Annotated in this window: 22 protein-coding genes; 14 read left to right on the forward strand and 8 right to left on the reverse strand. The window is 62.7% G+C overall.

Translation table 11 applies throughout. The features are described from left to right. Positions 1–181: 181 nt before the first annotated feature. A complete protein-coding gene (locus QMO80_RS07005) occupies positions 182–1,192 on the reverse strand; it encodes a ligase-associated DNA damage response exonuclease (protein ID WP_283199425.1) in 1,011 nt (336 codons plus the stop codon). Between the two features lie 46 nt (positions 1,193–1,238). Next, complete coding sequence (locus QMO80_RS07010; protein WP_283199426.1) at positions 1,239–2,045, reverse strand: alpha/beta fold hydrolase; 807 nt, start codon at positions 2,043–2,045, stop codon at positions 1,239–1,241. Positions 2,046–2,161: 116 nt separating this feature from the next. Here QMO80_RS07010 and QMO80_RS07015 point away from each other — a divergent pair, with 116 nt between their 5' ends. After that, complete coding sequence (locus QMO80_RS07015; RefSeq protein ID WP_283199427.1) at positions 2,162–3,133, forward strand: glycerophosphodiester phosphodiesterase family protein; 972 nt, start codon at positions 2,162–2,164, stop codon at positions 3,131–3,133. A gap of 3 nt (positions 3,134–3,136) precedes the next feature. Here the strand turns inward: QMO80_RS07015 and QMO80_RS07020 are convergent, their stop codons facing one another. Then, positions 3,137–5,434 (reverse strand): EAL domain-containing protein, encoded by a 2,298-nt coding sequence (locus QMO80_RS07020; protein ID WP_283199428.1) that lies wholly within the window; start codon positions 5,432–5,434, stop codon positions 3,137–3,139. 246 nt (positions 5,435–5,680) lie between these two features. Between QMO80_RS07020 and QMO80_RS07025 the strand changes: the two genes are divergently transcribed. From QMO80_RS07025 to QMO80_RS07050, 6 genes are all read left to right on the forward strand, one after another. Then, positions 5,681–7,051, forward strand: coding sequence for a TIGR03808 family TAT-translocated repetitive protein (locus QMO80_RS07025; RefSeq protein WP_283199429.1), 1,371 nt, complete (start codon positions 5,681–5,683; stop codon positions 7,049–7,051). A gap of 160 nt (positions 7,052–7,211) precedes the next feature. Then, positions 7,212–7,385, forward strand: a complete 174-nt coding sequence (locus QMO80_RS07030; RefSeq protein ID WP_283199430.1) for a type II toxin-antitoxin system MqsR family toxin — start codon at positions 7,212–7,214, stop codon at positions 7,383–7,385. Then, a complete protein-coding gene (locus tag QMO80_RS07035; RefSeq protein ID WP_283200130.1) occupies positions 7,385–7,513 on the forward strand; it encodes a type II toxin-antitoxin system MqsR family toxin in 129 nt (42 codons plus the stop codon). Before QMO80_RS07030 ends, QMO80_RS07035 begins: the two co-directional genes overlap by 1 nt. A 41-nt stretch (positions 7,514–7,554) precedes the next feature. Continuing rightward, complete coding sequence (locus QMO80_RS07040) at positions 7,555–7,923, forward strand: type II toxin-antitoxin system MqsA family antitoxin (protein ID WP_283199431.1); 369 nt, start codon at positions 7,555–7,557, stop codon at positions 7,921–7,923. Between the two features lie 143 nt (positions 7,924–8,066). After that, a complete protein-coding gene (locus tag QMO80_RS07045; protein WP_283199432.1) occupies positions 8,067–8,732 on the forward strand; it encodes a glutathione S-transferase family protein in 666 nt (221 codons plus the stop codon). 244 nt (positions 8,733–8,976) lie between these two features. Beyond that, on the forward strand, positions 8,977–9,423 hold the full coding sequence (locus QMO80_RS07050; protein WP_283199433.1) for a hypothetical protein: 447 nt from the start codon (positions 8,977–8,979) through the stop codon (positions 9,421–9,423). A 33-nt stretch (positions 9,424–9,456) separates the two neighbouring features. Here QMO80_RS07050 and QMO80_RS07055 read toward each other — a convergent pair whose 3' ends face one another. Further along, positions 9,457–10,353 (reverse strand): LysR substrate-binding domain-containing protein, encoded by an 897-nt coding sequence (locus QMO80_RS07055; RefSeq protein ID WP_283199434.1) that lies wholly within the window; start codon positions 10,351–10,353, stop codon positions 9,457–9,459. Between the two features lie 178 nt (positions 10,354–10,531). Here QMO80_RS07055 and QMO80_RS07060 point away from each other — a divergent pair, with 178 nt between their 5' ends. Both QMO80_RS07060 and QMO80_RS07065 read left to right on the forward strand, forming a co-directional pair. Next, positions 10,532–10,729: a hypothetical protein gene (locus tag QMO80_RS07060; protein ID WP_283199435.1), complete on the forward strand. Its 198-nt coding sequence runs from the start codon at positions 10,532–10,534 to the stop codon at positions 10,727–10,729. Between the two features lie 174 nt (positions 10,730–10,903). Then, positions 10,904–11,788 (forward strand): GntR family transcriptional regulator, encoded by an 885-nt coding sequence (locus tag QMO80_RS07065; RefSeq protein WP_283199436.1) that lies wholly within the window; start codon positions 10,904–10,906, stop codon positions 11,786–11,788. On the opposite strand, the gene QMO80_RS07070 is transcribed toward QMO80_RS07065, so the two are convergent. Beyond that, positions 11,789–12,847, reverse strand: a complete 1,059-nt coding sequence (locus QMO80_RS07070; RefSeq protein WP_283199437.1) for a lactonase family protein — start codon at positions 12,845–12,847, stop codon at positions 11,789–11,791. 129 nt (positions 12,848–12,976) lie between these two features. On the opposite strand from QMO80_RS07070, the gene QMO80_RS07075 reads away from it, so the two are divergent. Both QMO80_RS07075 and acnA read left to right on the forward strand, forming a co-directional pair. After that, complete coding sequence (locus QMO80_RS07075; RefSeq protein ID WP_283199438.1) at positions 12,977–14,320, forward strand: MFS transporter; 1,344 nt, start codon at positions 12,977–12,979, stop codon at positions 14,318–14,320. A gap of 14 nt (positions 14,321–14,334) precedes the next feature. After that, positions 14,335–16,959: an aconitate hydratase AcnA gene (gene acnA, locus QMO80_RS07080; RefSeq protein ID WP_283199439.1), complete on the forward strand. Its 2,625-nt coding sequence runs from the start codon at positions 14,335–14,337 to the stop codon at positions 16,957–16,959. Positions 16,960–16,999: 40 nt separating this feature from the next. On the opposite strand, the gene QMO80_RS07085 is transcribed toward acnA, so the two are convergent. Then, positions 17,000–17,470, reverse strand: a complete 471-nt coding sequence (locus QMO80_RS07085; protein WP_283199440.1) for a GNAT family N-acetyltransferase — start codon at positions 17,468–17,470, stop codon at positions 17,000–17,002. Between the two features lie 150 nt (positions 17,471–17,620). Here QMO80_RS07085 and QMO80_RS07090 point away from each other — a divergent pair, with 150 nt between their 5' ends. The 3 genes from QMO80_RS07090 (at position 17,621) to QMO80_RS07100 (ending at position 19,835) form a co-directional block, all read left to right on the forward strand. Next, entirely contained in the window at positions 17,621–18,598 is a 978-nt protein-coding gene (locus QMO80_RS07090; RefSeq protein WP_283199441.1) for a phosphodiester glycosidase family protein, read from the forward strand. Positions 18,599–18,761: 163 nt separating this feature from the next. Then, the gene (locus tag QMO80_RS07095; protein ID WP_283199442.1) at positions 18,762–19,412 is read left to right on the forward strand and encodes a glutathione S-transferase family protein; all 651 of its coding nucleotides are present in this window, start codon (positions 18,762–18,764) and stop codon (positions 19,410–19,412) included. A gap of 57 nt (positions 19,413–19,469) precedes the next feature. Then, the gene (locus QMO80_RS07100; protein ID WP_283199443.1) at positions 19,470–19,835 is read left to right on the forward strand and encodes an MmcQ/YjbR family DNA-binding protein; all 366 of its coding nucleotides are present in this window, start codon (positions 19,470–19,472) and stop codon (positions 19,833–19,835) included. Here the strand turns inward: QMO80_RS07100 and QMO80_RS07105 are convergent. Further along, on the reverse strand, positions 19,820–20,440 hold the full coding sequence (locus tag QMO80_RS07105; protein WP_283199444.1) for a glutathione S-transferase family protein: 621 nt from the start codon (positions 20,438–20,440) through the stop codon (positions 19,820–19,822). The two genes, QMO80_RS07100 and QMO80_RS07105, sit on opposite strands and share 16 nt — an antisense overlap. A gap of 284 nt (positions 20,441–20,724) precedes the next feature. Further along, a complete protein-coding gene (locus QMO80_RS07110; RefSeq protein WP_071090013.1) occupies positions 20,725–21,081 on the reverse strand; it encodes a DUF4406 domain-containing protein in 357 nt (118 codons plus the stop codon). Between the last annotated feature and the right edge of the window lie 91 nt (positions 21,082–21,172).

Genomic DNA, 21,172 nt, shown 5'->3' on the forward strand with positions numbered 1-21,172 from the left:
GAAAGACCCCTCCCCAACCCCTCCCCACAGGTGGGAGGGGCTAACTCGTGGCACCGGCCTTCCCTCTTTCGACGTCAGCGTACTCGGCGGTGATTTTGTCGCGAGACGATGCGGCAGGTTAAGCCCCTCCCCCTTGTGGGGAGGGGTTGGGGAGGGGTTTTCACGCAGCACGCAGCTCATCTCAATCCGCCTCATCCTCATAACCCACCAGATGCAGCGGTTTGGCCTTGATGCCCTGCAGCTGGCACCAGCGCACCAGGGCCTCCTCGCGGCCGTGGGTCACCCAGACTTCGGCCGGGTGCAGCCCTCGGATGGTTTCGGTCAGTTCCGGCCAGTCGCAATGATCGGAGATGACGAGCGGCAGTTCGACGCCGTGCTGTTTGGCGCGCTGGCGCACCATCATCCAGCCGGAGGCGAAGGCCGGCAGCGGTTCGTTGAAGCGCCGCGCCCAGCGGTCGGCGAAGGCCGAGGACGGGCCGATGACGACCGCACCCTTGAACGCGGATTTGTCGCGGCTCTCGATCGTCGCCGGCAGCAGCTCGCCAAGTTCGATGCCCTCGCCGACATAATAGTCGCAGAGCCTTTCCATGGCCCCGTGAATATAGATCGGCTCGCTGTAACCGGCATCGCGCAGCAGCCTGATGACGCGCTGGGCCTTTCCCAGCGCATAGGCGCCGACGAGATGGGTGCGCTCGGGAAATTGGCGGAGCGAGGCCAGCAGCTTGCCGGTCTCATCCATCGGATCGGGATGATGGAAGACCGGCAGGCCGAAGGTTGCCTCTGTGATGAAGACATCGCAGGGAACCGGCACATAGGCGGCGCAGGTCGGGTCGGGGCGGCGCTTGTAATCGCCGGAGACGACGATGCGGGTGCCGTTCTTCTCGATGGCGATCTGGGCCGAACCGAGCACATGGCCGGCTGGATGAAAGCTGACCTTGACGCCGTTGACCACGAGTTCCTCGCCGAAGGCGGCAGCCTGCTCGCTGGCACAAAAGCCCTCGCCGTAACGCAGGCGCATGATATCGAGCGTCTGGCGGGTGGCGAGAACGTTCACATGGCCCGGCCGGGCGTGATCGGAATGGCCGTGGGTGACGAGCGCCCGCTCCACCGGCCGCACAGGATCGACATAGAATCCGCCTTCGGGGCAATAAAGTCCTTCCGGGGCGGGATAGAGCAGCGCATCAGGTCTCATGCAGCAAGAGATAGCGGCAAATGGGCGCGAGGCCAGAGGGAGCGATTCAAGATGGGAGCCCGTCGAGGAAGGATAGCACTGCGACGTTGAACTCGGCCGGCCGCTGCAGCGGCGCAAAATGGCTGACGCCCTTGAGAGTGATCATCTGCGCGTCCGGAATGCTGCGGGCGAGATATTCGGCATGTTCCGGTTTGATGAACTCGTCATGTTCGCCGAGCACGATCGCAACCGGCACGCCGATGCGGCCCAGGTCTTCGGCCCGATAATTCGGCTCCGTCCGCATCACCAGGCTCACCGCCTCGACGAAGCCATTGAAATCGTCCGGCGTGGCGGACAAGGCCGCATAATCCTTGGCGTGACGGCTGAAGCATCGGTCGATGACCGGGGTCGCAACGAATTCCAGCGTGCCGCTCGGATCCATGTTGCAGGCGAAGAAGAAGACGCCCGCGACACGCGACGGCGCCGTCGCAGCGAGGATCAGCGCGATGCAGGCGCCGTCGCTCCAGCCGACAAAGGCCGCTTTCTCAAGAGCGAGTTCGTCCATGACCGCAAGCACGTCTGATGCCATCAGCTCATAACTATAGGGACGGGCATCGCGGCTGCTGCGGCCATGGCCGCGGCTGTCGATCAGCACGACGCGACGGCCGCTTTGGAGCAGCGCCGGGACCTGATAGCCCCAGTTGCCGCTGTGGCCGAGGCCGCCATGCAGCAGGATGACGGCAGGCCCGGCGCCGTAGCTCGCATACCAGATGCGGGCGCCGGCACGTCCGACATGGCCCTCGACAGATGCCGGCGGCAAGGGCGCGGCGCCATGGGCTTCGAAACGGATGAGTTCGTCGTCCTGCTGTTCCATTGTTATGCCAATCCTCTCCTGAGATAACCGCGCATAGAAAAGCCGGAAAACAGCCCAAGAACAACCAGAATCGCTTTCTAGCTGTTGTCTTCTTCGATGCAATCAGAGGGAGCAATATGGGCAGGAAGCTTTTCTATGGCGCGGCGGCGATCGCGTTCGCCGCGGCCGGCATCTATCTCAACAATACCAGCCTGCTTGCCGCGCATCGGCCGGGAAAGCCGGTGCTGCTCGCCCATCGCGGCATCGCCCAGCGGTTCGACGAGACCGATCTCAAGAACGACACCTGCACGGCGAGCCGCATGCTGCCGCCGAAACATGATTATCTCGAAAATACCATCGGCTCGATGCAGGCGGGTTTTGCCGCCGGCGCCGATATCGTCGAGATTGATGTACACCCGACGACGGACGGGCAATTCGCCGTCTTCCACGACTGGACGCTCGACTGCCGTACCGACGGCCACGGCGTCACGCGCGAGCATTCGATGGCGGAGATGCGGAAGCTCGACATCGGCTACGGCTATACCGCCGATGGCGGCAAGACCTTTCCCTTTCGCGGCCGCGGCATCGGCATGATGCCGACGCTGGCGCAAGTGCTTTCGACCTTTCCGGATCGGCGCTTCCTGATCAACGTCAAGAGCAACGACCCCTCCGAGGGCGAAAAGCTCGCCGCCTTGCTCAATGGGCTTTCGGCCGCGCGGCGGGCTGACATCATCGTCTATGGCGGCGACGAGCCGATCGATGTCCTGCGCCGGCTGGTGCCCGATATCAAGACCGCCTCGCGCAAAAGCCTGAAGAGCTGCCTTTTCGGCTACATCGGCTATGGCTGGACCGGCGTGCTGCCGGATGCCTGCAAACACGCGATGATGCTGGTGCCGATCAATATCGCGCCATGGCTCTGGGGCTGGCCGGATCGTTTCCTCAACCGGATGCAGGATGCCGGAACTGAGGTCTTCGTGCTCGGCCCCTATCGCGGCAGCGATTTTTCCACCGGCATCGACGACCCGGCGCTACTGGCGCGGCTGCCGCCAAATTTTGCAGCGGGCATTTGGACGAACGAGATCGAGGCGATCGGCAAGCTGGAAAAATAAACGTCAGAGGTCGCGCGCCCGCAGCAATGGGGGGATTTCCTCCGGGGAGACGGGCTTGGAGAAACGGTAGCCCTGCGCCTCCTCGCAGCGCGCGTGACGCAGGAAATCCATCTGGGCGTCGGTTTCCACACCTTCGGCGAGAACCGAAAGCTTCAGTGTCTGCGCCAGCGAAATCACCGCCGAGGCGATGGCGACGGCGGTTTTGTCGCCCGGCAGAGCCTCGACCAGTGAACGGTCCATCTTCAGCCGGTCGAAGGGGAAGGTCTTCAGCGCCGCGAGACTGGAATAGCCGGAGCCGAAATCGTCGATCGACAGGCGCACACCGAGCGCCCGCAGCGATTCCATCATGGCGAGCGCCCGCTCGACATCCTGCATCACCACGCTTTCGGTGACTTCCAGCTCCAGCCAGCGCGACTGCAGGCGATGACGCTCCAGCGCCTCGGCGACATGACTTGCGAAATCCGGATCGGCGAACTGCTTGGCCGAGACGTTGACGGCGATGGTCAGCGGCGCCAAGCCCATATCCTGCCAGTGGCGCGCCTGGCGGCAGGCCTCGTTCAGCACCCAGAGACCGAGGGGAACGATCAGGCCGGTCTCTTCGGCGAGCGGGATGAAATTGACCGGCGGCACCCTGCCCTTGGCCGGATGGTTCCAGCGCACCAGCGCCTCGATGCCGGTGATGCGGCCGGTGGCGACATCGACCTGCGGCTGATATTGCAGGAACAGCTGGTCGCCGGTGATCGCCTGGTGCAGCTCCTCCTGCTCGCCGAGCGGCATGCCCACAGGCGCGCCGCCGCCATCGTGATGCTGCAAGGTGTTGCGGCCGAGTTCCTTGGCGCGGTACATGGCGCGGTCGGCATTGGCGAGAAGCTCTTCCGAGGTTGCGCCATCGAAGGGGAAGGCGGCGACACCGATGCTCGAAGTGACGGTGATCTCGCCGCCGTCGCCGGGGATCGGCCGGTTGATCGCCTTCTGCAGCTCACGCAGGCGGCGTGTGATGCCGGCGTCGTGGCTCGACTGGTGAACGAGCACCACGAGGAATTCGTCGCCGCCGAGACGCACCACCATATCCGAAGCCCGGACGCTGTTGGCCATGCGGGCGGCGGTTTCCTTCAGCACCTCGTCGCCGGCGGCGTGGCCGCGGCCGTCGTTGATGTCCTTGAAATTATCGAGATCGATATAGGCGACTGTGACCTTGCGGGTGTTGCGCCGGGCCTGATCGAGGATATTGGCCAGCCGCTCCTTGAGGAAAGCGCGGTTCGGCAGGCCGGTGAGATCGTCGTGATGGGCCATGAAATGGATGCGGTCGTCGACACGCTTGCGCTCGATCGCAATGCCGGCGATGTGCGTGGCGAGCGCCACCAGCTGCGTCTCTTGCTCCGTCGGACGGCGGACTTCCCTGGAATAGAGGGCGAAGGTACCGAGCACATTGTTCTGCGAGGTGGCGATCGGCGTCGACCAGCAGGAGCGGAAGCCGAAGGGCGCGACCAGTGCGCGAAAATCCTCCCAGAGCGGGTCGCTCATCACGTCCTCGACGATCACGGTCTGGCCGCGCCAGGCGGCGGTGCCGCAGGAGCCGACCTTGGGACCGATGGTGACGCCGTCGATCAGGCGGCTGTAGCCGCCGGGCAGATTGGGGGCGGCGCCGTGATAGAGCCTGGTGCCCTCGCCGTTCAGCAGCAGCACCGACCCGTCGATGCCGGTCAGCTGCGCCTCGATCATCAGCACCAGCGCCTCGAGGATCATCGGCAGCGGCTCGTTGCGGGCGATCATTTCGAGCAGGTTCGCCTGCTCGCGATGGAGATCCTCCTGGCGCTTGCGTTCGGTGATATCACGGGAAACGCCGATCAGGCCGACGACCTCGCCGCGGTCGTTGCGCAGCGGTATCTTCGAGGTCAGCCGGCATATCGGCCTTTTGCCGCCGGGCAGGACGTAGCTTTCCTCCATGTCGATGCGGGCTTGCCCCGTCGCCATGATCTGCTGCTCGATATCGAAATGGCGCCGCGCCGTCTCGAAATCGAACAGGTCGAAATCGCGCTTGCCGGTAATCAGATCGGCGCTCTCCAGGCCGAGGCTGCTGGCGGTGACGGCGTTGGCGAAGACGAAGCGGCTGTCGCGATCCTTGACATAGAGGAAATCCGGAAGCTCGTGGACGATCGCCTTCAGGCGCAGGTTCTCGATGCCGTCGGAGAGGTGATGGGCGGTCGAGGCCATCATCGCCTCCGTCGCGGCGACAATGCGCCGCGTTTCGGCCGACAGAGCATCGGTCGATTCCCATCGCCTGGCACTCGGTTCCTGCATGCCGCCATTCTCCCCGTCGGGCCGAAGGCCCACATCCCGCATTATCGCCCCGCAAATTTCCCTCCAAAGTAGTCCTCATTCCCTTCGGCTTGCTTAAATGAAAGGGTGAACAAGAGGACAAAATCGGCGGCGATATCCTGCCCTTATCAGGGGCCACAACCGCAATTTCGCCCGCCCGTCCCAAAAGGAGACAGGCCCGTCTGGCATGTTTCCTGCTATAGGCGCCGTATGACTGGAGAATCCGGAATGCCTTCACGCCGCGACATGCTGTTCTTTCTCGCCGCCGCGGCGGTTGCGGGAGGTACGGCGCCGCGCGCATCGGCCGCGACGCTTGCGGCGGCCGGACAGCCCGATCTGCGCGGCGCGATCGACGCGGCGGAATATCGCGCCATTCCCGAAAGCGGCGACCGCAAGACCCGCAACCTGCAGCAGATGATCGAACAGGCGGCGGCCGAGAACGTGCCGGTCTTCCTGCCGCCCGGCACCTATCGGATTTCCAACCTCAACCTGCCCGACAATACGCGCCTCACCGGCGTACCGGGCGCCTCGCGGCTCGTCTATACCGGCGAAGGCCACCTGTTGGCGGCGGCAAATGTGCGGCGCATCGAACTTTCCAACCTCGTCATCGACGGCGGCAACCGCTGGCTCGGCGACTATGCCGGCGGTCTCGTCCAATTTACCGGCGTCGACGAGGTGCTGATCGACAATTGCGAGATCGGCAGCAGCCGCAAACACGGGCTGCAGCTGGAACGCTGCGGCGGGCGGATCGAGCGCAGCCGTATTTCGGGCGCGGCCCAGGCGGGGCTCTATGCGGTCGATTCCGCCAATCTTTCGATCACCGGAAATACGATCGCCGATTGCGGCAATGGCGGCATCCTGGTGCACCGCTGGAACAAGGCGGAGGATGGCACGGTTGTATCCGGCAACCGCATCTCCAACATCCGCGCCAATGACGGCGGCACCGGCCAGAACGGCAACGGCATCAACATCTTCCGCGCCGACGGCGTGATGGTGACGAATAACCACATTTCCGACTGCGCCTTTACGGCGATCCGCGCCAATTCGGCCTCGGATATCCAGATCAGCAGCAACCAGTGCCGGCGATCCGGCGAGACTGCGATCTATGTCGAATTCGCCTTCGAGGGTGCGGTCGTTTCCGCCAATATGATCGACGGGGCGGCGAACGGCATCTCGATTGCCAATTTCGATGAGGGCGGCAGGCTGGCGAGCGTCACCGGCAATGTCGTGCGCAACCTGACGCTGAAGGGCCCCTATCAGCACGAAGTCGGCTTCGGCATCGGCATTGCGGCAGAGGCCGATACGCTGATCTCAGGCAATGTGATCGAGGGCGCGCCGCGCTGGGGCCTGCAGATCGGCTGGGGTCCTTATCTGCGCAATGTCGTCGTCAGCGGCAATGTGGTGCGCAAGACGCCGGTGGGGTGCGCCGTCTCGGTCGCCGATGGCGCCGGCACCGCCATCATCACCGACAACGTCTTTCAGGAAACCACGGAAGGCGCGGTCCTCGGCTTCCAATGGGAGAAGAAAGTGTCCGCCGAGATGGCCGGCGGCGGCGCGTCCTACAAGCAGCTGACGGTCGAGCGAAACCGCGTTTCGTGACGAGAGCTTTGCTTCCCCGACTCATGGAAGTCCTTTATCTCTTTGTTTTCACATAATGCCCGTGAAAGCCGCTGCCCGGTTCGCGCAATGAAGGCATTTAGGAGTCGCGTTGAACAAGCGATATGCAGACTAAATTTTACCCTGAGAGGGTAATCTAGTCATGGAGAAGCGGAAAGCCCATTACAGCCTTGTTGCGGTCATCGCCATCGTCAGGGAGCGAAAGGCGGCGGCCTTCACCAAAAGCGCCATCGATGGCGGGAGATCAATGGGACTGACCACTTCGGAGATGATCGACGTCGTCTCCGCGCTGAGGAGTAGCCACCTTTATAAGTGATGACAACGTATAGCGACAATACGATCTGGCAGGATGTCTATCACGCCGATACGCCGGCCGGGAAGGCTTATGTCAAAGTCACGCTGAGGGAAGACGGTGCACCCGTCATCCAGTTCACGGAGTTGTAACAATGGCCAGGATTTGTGTTTGCTGTGACGCAAAGTCCGAAATGACACCATTCTTCAACGAAACTCACCACGTTACGTTTCGCAATCTGAAAGCTGATGTCGAAGGTTTATCCGGTTTTCGCTGCGGCGCATGCGGCGAGATCGAGTATGACCAGATCAGTGCCGAGCGTTATGCCCGGGCTAGTGATGCGCTCATCCTGCAGGATCGGCGAGCCGTCGGCGAGGATCTGCGTCGAATTCGCAAGAAACTGCGCCTCAATCAGACTGAAGCCTCTGCACTGACCGGTGGGGGGCACAATGCCTTCTCTCGCTATGAGACGGGAAAAGTCAGTCCGTCACCTGCCGTCGTCAATCTTTTCCGTCTGCTCGAGCGGCATCCCGACGACATAGAGGAATTGCGACGCGCGTAACTTGCTGGATCGATCTTCGCTGACGCGATGCTGGGAAGTGCCGAGGAACATCAAAAGCATTCATCGTCCCATCAGCGCGACGGACTTTTCCAGAGTCAATCACCCATCTACGGTCTCGCGGACAATATCCAGGGGAGATCATCATGCTGACAATCTACGGGGTTTATCGATCGAGGGCGTCACGCGTCTACTGGATTGCGGAGGAGCTGGGGCTCGAATTCCGCTCGGTGCCGGTGCTGCAGGCCAGGCGGCTGGCGGAGCCCCTATCCGAGGGAGCGCCGCTCAACACGCACTCGCCCGATTTCGCCGCCGTCAACCCGATGGCGCAGATCCCCAGCATCAGGGACGGCGAACTCGTCATGCACGAGTCGCTGGCGATCAATCTCTACCTCGCGCGCAAACATGGCGGGCCGCTTGCCGGACAAACCGTCGAAGAAGACGGATTGCTGACGATGTGGACCATCTGGGCCGCCTCGCAGGTCGAGCCGCATTCGGTCAGGATCGTGCTGACCTATGATAACGGCCTCGAAAACAGCGAAGAGGGCAAGCAGACGATCGCCGCCGCTTGCCAGGCGCTGCGCCGGCCGCTGGCCGCTCTCGAAGGCCAGCTTGCCGGCCGGCAGTGGATCGTCGGCGACCGCTTCACCGTCGCCGACCTCAACATTGCCGAAGTGCTGCGCTACGCCCAGAGCGAGGAGGCGCTGTTCGATGCGCATCCCAACGTCAAGGCCTGGATCGGACGCTGCCAGTCGCGCGCCGCCTACAAGAAAATGCAGGAGACGCGCGGCAAAGAGCCGATCGAGGTCTGAGAGCAACTCCAGCAAAAGTGCGCAGTGTGTTTACGTCCGGAATTGCGCAGAACAGAAGATAGAAGCCTTTCCGTGACTCGGAGAAGGACCGAAAGGCTCTATATTGCCACGCGTCTTTTCAGACGCGCAGGGACGCCGTCACATTTTGAATTGCTGTAAAGATTTGGCTACCGCCTATTCTTGATCGTCTTGCATTCTCTGTTAAGTAGCTTATTGGAAATACAAAACTCAAGATGGAACTAAAATGCAGAACCAGACCGAGATCAGCAAATTTGCAGCATCCAGCCCCAAGAGCGGAGCGCCTTCAAACTATGCTATTTTGCTCTTCGGTATGTTAATGTTCCCCATTATCTTCCTCGTGTTTTTTGAGGCACGGAAACGCAGAACAACTGCCCAAGAATGGGAGAAATCACATTATGAACTCCAATATCGGAGCTCCAAGGTTTTCTTGCTTGGCATATTAGCGACGATCCTTGCGGCATTCGCAATCTTTTTGACTGGTGGCAATCAACGCCAAGCTGAACATACAATGATGCTGATCGGGCTGGCTGCAAAACTTAATTACCTTTTGGTCGGTTGGGTCGCGGTGCGCAGTATTCGCGGTCTGTTTCTGGCAGGAGGCCAGCGAGCAATCGGGAACCCCAAAAGCTACTGGATGTGGCCGTCTGCTGCAGTGCCAGCACCAATTTAGATAGGCGCTTTGTCAACCTGGCCGAGATCTGAGTTATCGGAACAGCGCGAGCGTGCCGGCCATTTCCTCGCGGATCCAGGCCTTGAAATCCTTGACCTTCTTCGGCTCGCGCGTGCCTTCGGCGGTGACGAAATAATGGCCGAAGCCGGTGCGCGCGCGAATGCCGAAGGGCGCGACCAGCCGGCCTTCGGCAAGCGCGAAGGCGGCAAGGGTCTGCCAGGCGAGCATGACGCCCTGCCCGGCAATCGCCGCATCGAGGCAAAGCGAGGCATCGTTGAAAACGTGGCGCGTCACAGGTGTCGCGCCTGACAGGCCCGCCTCGCGCATCCAGACCTCCCAGGAGAACATGGCGCGGCCATCGATGATGGCAGGCAGCGTCAGGATGTCGGCAGGCTCTTTCAATTTCGCCGCCATCTCGGGCGAGCAGACCGGAAAGACCTCCTGCTGCAACAGCAGTTCGGCCTTCACGTCAGCCCATTTGCCGGTGCCGACGCGGATGCCGATATCGACGTCGCAGAGTGCGGGATTGACGAGATTGGTCGTCGCATCAAGCCGCAGCTTGATCTCGGGGTGGCGCTCGGCGAAACGGTCGAGCCGGCAGACGAGCCAGCGGGCGGCAAAAACCGGCGCCACCGAGATGGTCAGGATCGTATCGTCCTTGCGCCCTGCGATCGACACGGCGGCCGAAAGGCGGGCAAAACCCTCATCGAGCGCCAGAAGCACCGGCCGGCTTGCTTCGGTCGGGATCATTCCGCGGGCGGTGCGTTCGAAGATCACAAGGCCAAGCTGCGCCTCGGCCTTGATCACCTGCTGACTGACGGCGCCGACCGAGACACCAAGTTCGTCGGCGGCGGCCTGCAGCGAGCCGAGGCGACCGACGGCGTCGAGCGCCCTCAGGCCGTTGAGATGGACGGAATTCAGGTTCTTCATATAGTTTTTCTATAGCAGAGCCGCCGTAATCTCAATTGAAAATCCGGCTGTCCGCGCCGACATTGGAAGCATAGGCAATCCCGCTCGAAGACTGATCGTCCGGGGGCCGGGATAACGCATCAGACGCCGGCGGCCGTGCGGTCACCATCCCGCACCGCCGGAGAACGCGAGGCATGCCATGTCGCTCATAAAGTTTTTCTTGAAGCCCATGCTTGATATGAACAGCGTAGAATGTGCGGACGCCGTCTGGAAGAACGATCCGCTGCGGCATCCCGAGGTCGAGCGCATGTCGCTGCGCGAAATCGCCGATCTGCCGCTTGGAACGGAGATCGGCTCCGACGCGAAGGCCAGACCGCCGCTGGCGAAATGCGCATAAAACTGCCAGCTCCGCCTCATTCACATTCCTTTTTATTGGCATATAATTCATATTCCTGCGGCCCCGAATTTCGGACAGCCAGTGGCAGAGGTTGCCTGGCGGGCTATGGAAACGCCGGGCGATGTCGCTTAGATGGGATGACGCAGTCAGAATAGAGCGAAAGCGGTTCGGCGAATGGCAAGGAACAGTCTGGTCCCTCAGATCAGCAGAAACATCATCGATTACCTCAGGGCCAACCGCATGCAGCAGGGCCAGCATCTGCCGCTTCAGATATTGGCCGATACATTCCGGGTATCGAGGGCTCCCGTTATGAGCGCGCTCCAAAGCCTGGAGGGACAGGGGATCGTGCGCGCGGAGCCGAACCGCGGTTATTTTCTCGCTGTTGACGCGGAGAGCATCGATTCCGGCACGGCGGAGGAGAGGAAGGACGCGGCCGGCGACGAGGATATCTATTTCAGGATGGCCGAGGACCGTCTCTCCGGCAAGCTCGATGAGCGGGTCAGCGAAGCGGAGCTGATGCGTTTCTACGATGTTCCGAGAAGCCGGCTGCTGAAGGTGCTGCACCGCATTGCCGACGAAGGCTGGATCGAGCGCCTGCCGGGAAACGGCTGGGCCTTCCGGGAAACGCTGACATCGAGAAAAGGCTATGAGGACGGCTACGCCTTCCGTGCGGTGATCGAACAGCAGGCCATGCTGCTGCCGAGCTTCGAGCCCGATCCGGAGGGCTTCAAGCGCGCGCGGGAAATCCAGACGGAACTTGCCAATGGCGGCTATGAAAGCTGGTCGCGCGCCGAGATCTTCAAGGCGAACAACGAATTTCACGAGATGCTGGTGGCCTGCTCCCGCAACGAGTTTTTCCTCGACTCGATCAAGCGCATCAACAGGCTTCGCCGCCTGATCGAATACCACATCACGATCGACAGAAGCCGTCTGCCGCGGCAGGCGGCCGAGCATCTTCAGATCCTGGATCTGATCGAGGATGGGCGACGCAACGAGGCGGCCGCCTTTCTCTACACCCACATCATGGGCGCCGGCAGGATCAAGTCGCCAAAGGTCTGATCATCGCAATTCCTTGACGAGGATGCAGACCGGGCTGCCGACGGAAAGCGTGGCCCTCTTCGCAACCAGGCTGCCCGAGGCAGCGTCAATGTCGAATGCCGTGATCGTATCGGAATCCTCATTGGCAGCGAGCAGCACCCCGTCTTCGAGCAAGGTGAAAAACCGCGGCGTTCTTCCGGCCGTCGGCCAGCTTCCGATGCGTTTCAACGCGCCGGCATCGTCGATGGCGAAGGCGGCAATCGTGTCGCTGCCGCGGTTCGAGGCATAGACGAAGCGGCCGTCCGGGCTGACGGCGATTTCCGCCGCGCGGCTGTTGCCGGTGAAGCTTTCGTCGAGCGCCGAGACGATCTGGAACGGTGTCAGCCTCCCCGAGCGGGCATCGAAGCGATAGGCGGCGACGGTCGAATCCAGCTCGTTGACGACATAGGCGAGATCGCCGGCCGGATGAAAGGCCACATGCCGCGGCCCGGCGCCTTCGCGCGCGGGACAGGTGCTCACCGCCTTCAGCGCGCCCGCATCGATTTCATAGACGAGGATCTGATCGATGCCCTTGTCCGGCACGACGATCCACCGGCCGCTCGGATCGAACTCGACCTGATGCGGCTTGGGAAAGGGCTGCTCGGCGCGGTGCGGCCCGACCTCGCCGACGATCCCGGCGAGATCGCAGAGCGCACCGATCGTTCCGTCTTCGTTTCGAGGCATTAGCGCAAGCGACGAGGTGACGTGATTTGCAACGACCAGAAAGCGGTTCGCCGGATCGAAGGAGAGATGGACGGGATTGCGCCCGCCCGTCGACTGTTCATTGAGCAAAACCAGCTCTCCCGATGCCCGGTCGACGGCAAAGGCGCTGACCCGGTCGGCGTCTCCATGAACGGTGTAGAGGAAGCAGCCGCTCCTGTCGAAAGCGAGGAAGGACGGATTCTCCATCTCGAGGAGCTGAACATGCGTCCATTCGGCAACCGGCCCGAGACGATAGACGTTCAGACCGTTGCCGCGCGCATTGCGCGTGCGGGTCGTTCGCGCGCCGACATAGGCGACCAATCCGGAACGAAGTTTCATCTGCTCTCCTCCATGTCAGATCCATTACCGCGGCGACGTGTAATTGGCAATTGCATTTTATAATCATATTATGTAAAAAGACCCTGGCCGATGGGAGGCTTTGCGAAATCGATCAGGGAGGTACCAGTCATGCTGGCCGAGACAAATTCTATTGAGAAGACGACGATGCGGAAGGTCTTCTGGCGGATCGTCCCCTACACGTTCCTGCTTTACGTCATCTCGTATCTCGACCGGGCGAACCTCGGTTACGCCGCTCTGCAGATGAACAAGGATCTGGCGCTTTCCGCCGAGGCCTTCGGCTTTGCCGGCGGCATCTTCTTCATCGGCTACTTCCTGTTCGAAGTGCCGAGCAACGTCGCCCTGCAGAAATACGGCTCGCGGATCTGGATCTCACGCATCCTTCTGACCTGGGGTGCGGTGGCCGTGCTGACCGGCTTTGCCCAGACTGCGATGCAGCTCTATGTGCTGCGCTTCCTTCTCGGCGTCGCGGAAGCGGGATTCTTTCCAGGCATCATCATCTATCTGACTTACTGGTTCCGCTCGAAGGAACAGGCGACGACGGTTGCCTTCTTCACCGCCGCCATTCCGGTGTCCTATCTGCTCGGCGCGCCGCTCAGCACCTGGATCATGGACAATGTCAGCGGCTTCGGCCTGACGGGCTGGCGTTGGATGCTGATCATCGAAGGCGTGCCGGCGATCGCCGCCGGCGTGTTCAATTATTTCTACATGACCGACCGGCCGGAAAAGGCGAAGTGGCTGACGACGGAGCAGCGCGACTGGCTGGTCGCAGAGCTTGCCGCCGACCACGCCAAGCGCCCGCATGTGGAGCATCTTGGCCTGTGGCAGGCGATCTCCAATCCGAAGGTCTTGTTCCTGTCGGCCATCTATTTCATCTACCAGGTCGGCAATCTCGGCATCGGCCTGTGGATGCCGCAGATCATCCAGAGTTTCGGCCAATCCCTCACCCACTTCCAGATCGGCCTCGTCGCGATGATCCCCTATGCGATCGCGACGGTGGCGATGATCGTCTGGTCGAAGCGTTCGGACAGAACAGGCGAGCGGCAGAAACACAGCGCAGTTCCGCTGCTGATCGGCGGGCTGGCTCTCGCCGCCACCGGCCTGACGCATAATCCTTACGTCGCCGTGGCACTGATCTCGGTGGCGCTTGCAGGCATCTACGCCTTCAAATCGCCGTTCTGGTCGCTGCCGGGCCTCTTCCTCACACGCTCGACGGCGGCAGTGTCGATCGCCGCGATCAATTCCATCGGCAATCTGGGCGGCTTCGTCGGCCCCTATGCCATGGGCGCGGCGAAGACATGGACGGGAAGCGCGCTCGGAGGGCTGCTCTTCCTCGCGGTGCTGCTCGTGATCTCGTTCCTGATGACGTGGTTCATGCGGCTGCCGAACGCAGAAGCCGACACCAGCCCGACGGGGCAGTTCCACGCCGGCCAGTTCACGACGCGCAAGGTTTGAGGCGGATAAACAGCATGTCTTCGAAGCTCGAAATCAACGGCGTCCGCTACGACTTCATCGATCTGCCGGCAGAGGTCGGAGCCGATCTCGCACGTATGCCCTATATCCACCGGATCCTGCTGGAGAATGTTCTGAGGACCGGCGGCGAGGATGCGGAGCGGTCGAAGGCGGCCATCGTCGACTGGCTTGCATCAGGACAAAGCGAGGTGGAGATTCCGTTCCTGCCGAACCGCGTCCTCATGCACGACACGACCTGCGGCCCGGCCCTGGTCGATATCGCCGGCTTGCGGTCCGCCCTTGCGGAGGCGGGCGGCGATCCGGCGCTTCTGAACCCTGTCGTGCCGGTCGACGTCTCCACCGATCATTCCGTTGCGGTCGATGCGTTCGCAACCTCGGCGGCGATGGAACGCAACATGACGCGGGAATACCAGCGCAATGGCGAGCGCTACAGCTTCATGAAATGGGCGACCAACACGCTTGCCGGCTTCCGGGTCCACCCACCCGGAACCGGCATCATGCACACGCTCAACCTGGAGCGGCTCGCCACCACCGCGACCGCGCTGCAAAGCGACGGCCGCCTCTGGGCCGTGCCGGACACGCTGATCGGCACGGACAGCCATACGCCGATGATCAACGGCATCGGCGTGCTGGCCTGGGGCGTGGGCGGGCTCGAAGCCGAGAGCGTGTTTTTCGGCATGCCGGTGACGCTGCGGGTTCCCGAAGTCGTCGGCGTCCGGCTGACGGGAGCGCTGCAGGACGGCGTGCTGGCGACGGATCTGGCGCTGGTCGTGACGCATCTGCTGCGGCAGGTCGACCTGCAGGATAAATTCGTGGAATTTTGCGGGCCGGGGGTCTCAAACTTGACGGCCGGCGACCGCGCGGTCGTTGCCAACATGACGCCGGAATTCGGCGCCAACAGCGGCTATTTCCCGATCGACCGGGCGTCCATCGACTATCTCCAGCGCACCGGACGCAGCCGCGAGCATGCGCAATTCGTCGAAAGCTATGCCAAGCGCGTGGGCATCTGGTTCGATCCTGCCGCCCATCCGCGCTACACCTCGGTGATCGAACTCGATCTTTCCACCGTCGAGCCGAGCCTGGCCGGACCGCGCCGTCCGCAGGATCGCATTGCGGTCAGCGGCACGAAGGCGGCGATCGGCGGCATGAAGAAGGCCGGCGGGGCGGCGCGCGCGGAAAACGAGCCGAACGACGGCGCCGTCGCCATCGCGGCGATCACCAGTTGCACGAACACCTCCGAGCCGCGGCTGCTCGTCGCCGCCGGGCTTCTCGCCCGCAAGGCGGCAGCCCTCGGGCTTCGGCCGCCGCATTGGGTCAAGACGTCGCTGGCACCCGGTTCGCCGACGGCGGAACGATACCTTCGCCGCGCCGGCCTGCTCGGCGACCTCGAAGCCGTCGGCTTCGGCATCGTCGGCTACGGCTGCACCACCTGCATCGGCAATTCGGGGCCGCTGACCGAACCGGTCGTTTCCGCCATGGCGGAGCGCGGGATCCTTCCCGTCGCGGTCCTGTCGGGAAACCGCAACTTTCCCGGCCGGGTGCACCCGCAGCTGGAGGCGGGCTTCCTCGCCTCGCCGCCGATGGTCGTCGCCTTCGCGCTGGCCGGCACGGTCGAGATCGACATCATGACGGACGCCATCGGCACCTCGAAACTTGGTGTGCCGGTCACGCTCTCGGATCTCTGGCCGGCCGCGGCCGAGATCGACGAATTGCTCGCGGCTGCCTCGAAGGTCGAGGATTTCGCGCCCGCCTATGACGCCGCCGAGGCGAGCCGCGCCTGGAAAGAGCTCGCCGCTCCGACGACGACGCTTTTCCCATGGGACGAAAGCTCGACCTATATCCGCAGGCCGCCCTTTGCCGGCTTCGGCCAGGGATCGCAGCTCGGCACCTATGAGGCCCACCCCCTCCTCGTGCTCGGCGACGACATCACCACCGACCACATCTCGCCGGCAGGCGCGATCCCCGCCGCCGGCGATGCCGGCCGCTATCTGATCGAGCGCGGCGAAAACCCGACCGACCTCAACGTCTTCTCGTCGCGGCGCGGCAACTGGGAGGCGATGATCCGCGGCCTCTTCACCAACAAGACGGTCCGCAACCGCATCGCCGCCGACATCCCGCCCGGTTCCGCCATCCATGTCCCGACGGGCAGGATCCTGCCGCTTTGGGACGCCGCGCAGGCCTATAAGGCCGAAGGCAAGTCGGTCGTCGTCATCGCCGGCGAGCGCTACGGCATGGGTTCGTCCCGCGATTGGGCGGCCAAGGGCGTGGCACTGCTCGGCGTACGCGCGGTGCTCGCTTCAAGCTTCGAGCGCATCCATCGCTGGAACCTGATCGGCATGGGCGTCCTGCCCGTGAGGCTGCCCGCCCACGTCACGCCCGAGCGGCTGGCGCTGCGCGCCGGCGATCTCGTCATCGTTCATGCCGAGGAGACGACCATCCGACCGCGCAGCCCGGTCGCGGTCGAGGTGCGGCGCGCCGATGGAAGCCTCTCCATGTTCACCGCAACGGCGGCGATCGAGACCAATGCGGAAGTCGAAATTCTGCGCGCCGGCGGCGTTCTGCCGCTGATCCTGCGGCGGCTCCTCCTGAGATCGCAGCATTCGGCGCGGCCGACCGCTTGATGAAACAAAGCCTGCGGCATCAGGCTCGATGCGGCAGGCTTTAAAGAACGGATGTCTGCCAGCAGATCACCAGACCGTCTTCGGGATCGATGCGTTCGCCGGTGCGGATAAATCCGTTGCGCTCGAGGACACGCTGCGAGGCGATGTTTTCCACACCGGTATCGGCCGAAACGAGCGCCACGCGCGGGTCCTTCCGCGCCCATTCGAGCAATTCTCCGATCGCGCGGGTGACGTATCCACGCCGCTCGCGGCTCGGCGCCACGCCATAGCCGATATGGATTGCGCCGTTCTCTGGCGCACGGATGATGGAGCACAGTCCAACGATTTCGTCCTCCTCGACCATCATCCAGGCGGACGGCGCAAACGCCGCGCCGACCTCGGCTGCAATCCTCGCCAGCATCTCCAGAACCTCAGGCGGGGCGATGGCGCTATCGGGAACCAGCCGCAGATTTTGCGGGGCGAAGCCTTTCAGCAAGGTGGCGAAATCATCGGCGGTCAGTTCGACGATCATGTTTTTCTCGCGGTTCGGGACGTGCGTCGGCTTTGGCAGGCGAGCGTGTTTGCGGGCGGTCGTAGAAAAACCGCACTTGGCACTTGCATTCGCGCGACGTCACGTCAACCCGGCGTCGCGAACCTACCCATTTGAGCAAAGAGATTTTCAATGTCAGCAATTCGAAAGAGCCTATTCGCACTCATCGCAATTTTAACGGTCGCGGTTGTCGTCGGTGCCGGCTGGCTCTGGCAGGTCGCGGGTGCTTACGGTTTCAACACTGTCTTGCGGCGCGGCGGGACCTATTGGACCACTATGAAACCTGACGACGAGCGCCTTTCCACCTCCATGCGATTGGCGTTGAGCCCCGTGATCCCGGCGGTTCAGCCGGGGCCGCTGACCTGGCAAGAGCCGGAGACGGGCTTCGAGGTGGCGGAACTGCCGGTTCTTGCCGATGGCCGCGAAGTCGATCGCATTTTTCTCAGCAGAATTGACCCGGCCCGCTTTCGATTCGTCACCCGCAATGCCTCTGCCGGCGATACCGGCATCGACGAATGGGAAAAGGCTTTGCCGAACGCCGTGCTCATCGTGAACGGCAGCTATTTCGACAAACATGGCCTGCCCGATACACCTTTCATCAGCGAAGGCGTTGCGATGGGCCCCCAGCAATATGACGCGAGGGCTGGCGCCTTCACTGCCGATCAAGACACTGCCGATATCCACGACCTGACGCATCAAGATTGGCAGACAGCCTTTACCGGCGCGTCGAACGCCATGGTCTCCTATCCGCTCCTGATCGGCGATGACGGGCAGACGCATGTGAATGTGAAAAGCCGCTGGCTCGCCAACCGTACGTTTGTCGCCAAAGACGATTTGGGGCGTGTCGTCATCGGGACGACAAAGGAAGCATTCTTTTCCCTCGACCGGCTGGCAGAGTTTCTCAAGACCTCGCCGCTCAATCTCAAGGTCGCGCTCAATCTTGACGGCGGTCCCGTCGCCTGCCGGAGCGTTCGGCTGAATGGCTATCGGCAAAAATTCTACGCAAGATGGGAGTCTCAGGCGGACGGCAACAACATAAGCCTTCTCCGCTGGCCGATTTCCGAGGCCAACTGGGCCATGCCGATGGTGCTGACGGTCGAGCGGAAGTGAATGGGCCTCATGACATCCGCGGAAACGAAGCCGCGCGGCTTGCCGCGCTGCACATTATCGCAAGCATCGATGTCGGAATCCCGTTTCGCCGGCCGTCTTCAAGCCATGGCATAAATCCCTGGATCGGGCATCGATCCAGGGATAAAATCACATGGAGGAAGCGATGACGATTACCATTACCGCCTTTGAACGCTCGCCCGATCGCGGCCGGGGCCTGGCGCGCGACATGCGCGTTCGCTGGGCGCTCGAGGAAGTGGGTGAGCCTTACGAGGTTCGGCTCGTTTCGTTCAAGGCGATGAAGGAACCCGCGCATCTCACGCTTCATCCTTTCGGGCAGATTCCGACCTATGAAGACGGCGATCTCGCTCTGTTCGAGTCCGGCGCGATCGTGTTCCATATCGCCGAACGCCATGCGGGTCTGCTGCCGGCGGATGCGAATGCCCGGGCGCGCGCGATCGCGTGGATGTTTGCCGCGCTCGACACGGTGGAGCCGCCGATCTTCGAGCGCAGCCTCGCCACGATCCTCGAGCGCGACGAGCCCTGGTACGAGCAGCGCCTGCGGCGCCTCGAAGACAGCATCCGCAAACGGCTGGGCGGCCTTTCCGTTCGCCTCGGCGACGCCGACTGGCTCGATGGTGCGTTCAGCGCCGGCGACTTGCTGATGGTGACGGTGCTGCGCAGGGCGCAAGGATCGGGTCTCTTGGAGGAATATCCGAACCTTGCCGCCTATGTCGCCCGCGGGGAAGCGCGGCCGGCCTACAAACGGGCCTTCGCCGCCCAGCTGGCGGTATTCACCGCCGCATCGGGTGGCTGACAAAGGTCGGGCTTCCGTCCGCAGTTTCATATTTCGGATCAATATGAAGGGAAGGCAATGGCCGGCGACGTCGATGCAATATTTGAGCGCCTCAAGCGGCTGGCTGCGGAAGCAGGCCTGCCCGATGTCGAGGAAAGCACCTCCTATGGCAACCCGGCGCTGAAGGTCGCCGGAAGGAGCTTCGTCGCGGTGAAGGACGCCGAGACGATCGTGATCTCGATAGGTCTGGACGACAAGGATCATCTGCTCGAAATGGCGCCCGATATCTATTTCCAGACTGCGCATTATATCGGCTGGCCGCATCTGCCGGTGCGTGCCTCCGTGATCGGCGACGAGGAATTACGGTTACGGCTCATCGGCGCCTGGCTGTTCCGGGCGCCGAGAAAGCTTGCTGCCGGTTTCGGATATCAGCCCCGATCATAGGCCAGCGCCCGCTGGACAGCGGGGCGCTGCAGCATGCGGGCGTGGTGGTCGCTGACTTTTGCGAAGCGGGCGGGATCGACGCCGTCAGACGGCAGCCAGCCGGTCATGACGAAGAGATAGGGATCGGCGAGCGAATAGGTCTCACCCATCACCCACGGGCCCTCGAACATCGTCTCTTCGATCAGGGTGAAACAATCTGCCATGTTTTGCGGCACCTTCGCCTTCATCGCCTCGATCGCCGCCGGATCGTCGGACCAGCGGGAGCCGCGCGGGCGATGGGCATGGTTCACATGCACGGTCGAGCAGAGATAGCTGCTGAAGGACTGCAGCCGTGCCATTTCGAAGACATCACCGATCGGCGCCAGTTTGGCAGCCGGCGCGCTTTCCGCGATAAAGCCGAGGATCGCCGGCGTTTCCGTCAGCACGCCGCGCTCGGTGACAAGTGCGGGCACTCGGCCCTTCGGGTTGATCTTCAGATAATCCGGCGAGCGCTGTTCGCCATTGGCGAAGCTGAGCTTCCTCGTTTCGAAGGCCAGGCCCGATTCTTCAAGGGCAATAAGGCTTGCGAGCGCGCAGGTTCCCGGCGCGTAGTACAATGTCAGCATGGTTCTCGTCTCCCTTTCGGCCGCTGGTATAGCGCAGGGATGGGTGCGCCGGAACTGGGGAGATGGCGTTTTGTCTCTGCGTGGCGGGGACGAGGAGCAATGATCGGCGTGTCGTGCGGCCGCCCCTCATCCGGCTGCCGCCACCTTCTCCCCGTTCTGACGGGGAGAAGGGGATATGCCGCAACCTCTCCGTCTCTCGCAACCCTCTCGCTAGGCACGTCCCCTCTCCCCGTCAAAACGGGGAGAGGGTTACGGTGAGGGGCATCTTGCTGGCACTCACCCGCTTAACCGCAGCCCGGCACATCCTCCAGCCGGTGCCAGACCGGGATGCCGCGTTCCCTGGCGATGCGCACATCATTGTCCGCCCCCTTGGAATCGCCGGCCAAGCGCAGCACGCCCTCGCAGAGCTGCAGCAGCCGGCCGGCGACCGGATGGAAGATCTCTTCGTAAAGCGCATCGCCAACCGATCTGCCGCCGGCGGCGTGCCAGATCGGCAGAGCCACCCATTCGCCGATCATCGGCACGTGGCCGGCCGCAAACAGCGCGTGCGAGGGCTGTTCCAGCCGCTTCAGGTTGGCGGCCATCTTTTCCGGGTCGTCGCCCGTTCCCGACCTGTAAGGCCCGGCAATCAATATCAACATCATCCACTCCATCGCGTGAGCACTCCCGGCGTCATGCACGGGATCTCGCGAAAATGCACGATATTTCTTGAATGTCGAGTCTATTCGTGCA

This window comes from Rhizobium sp. BT03 (assembly GCF_030053155.1).
Taxonomy (GTDB): Bacteria; Pseudomonadota; Alphaproteobacteria; order Rhizobiales; family Rhizobiaceae; genus Rhizobium.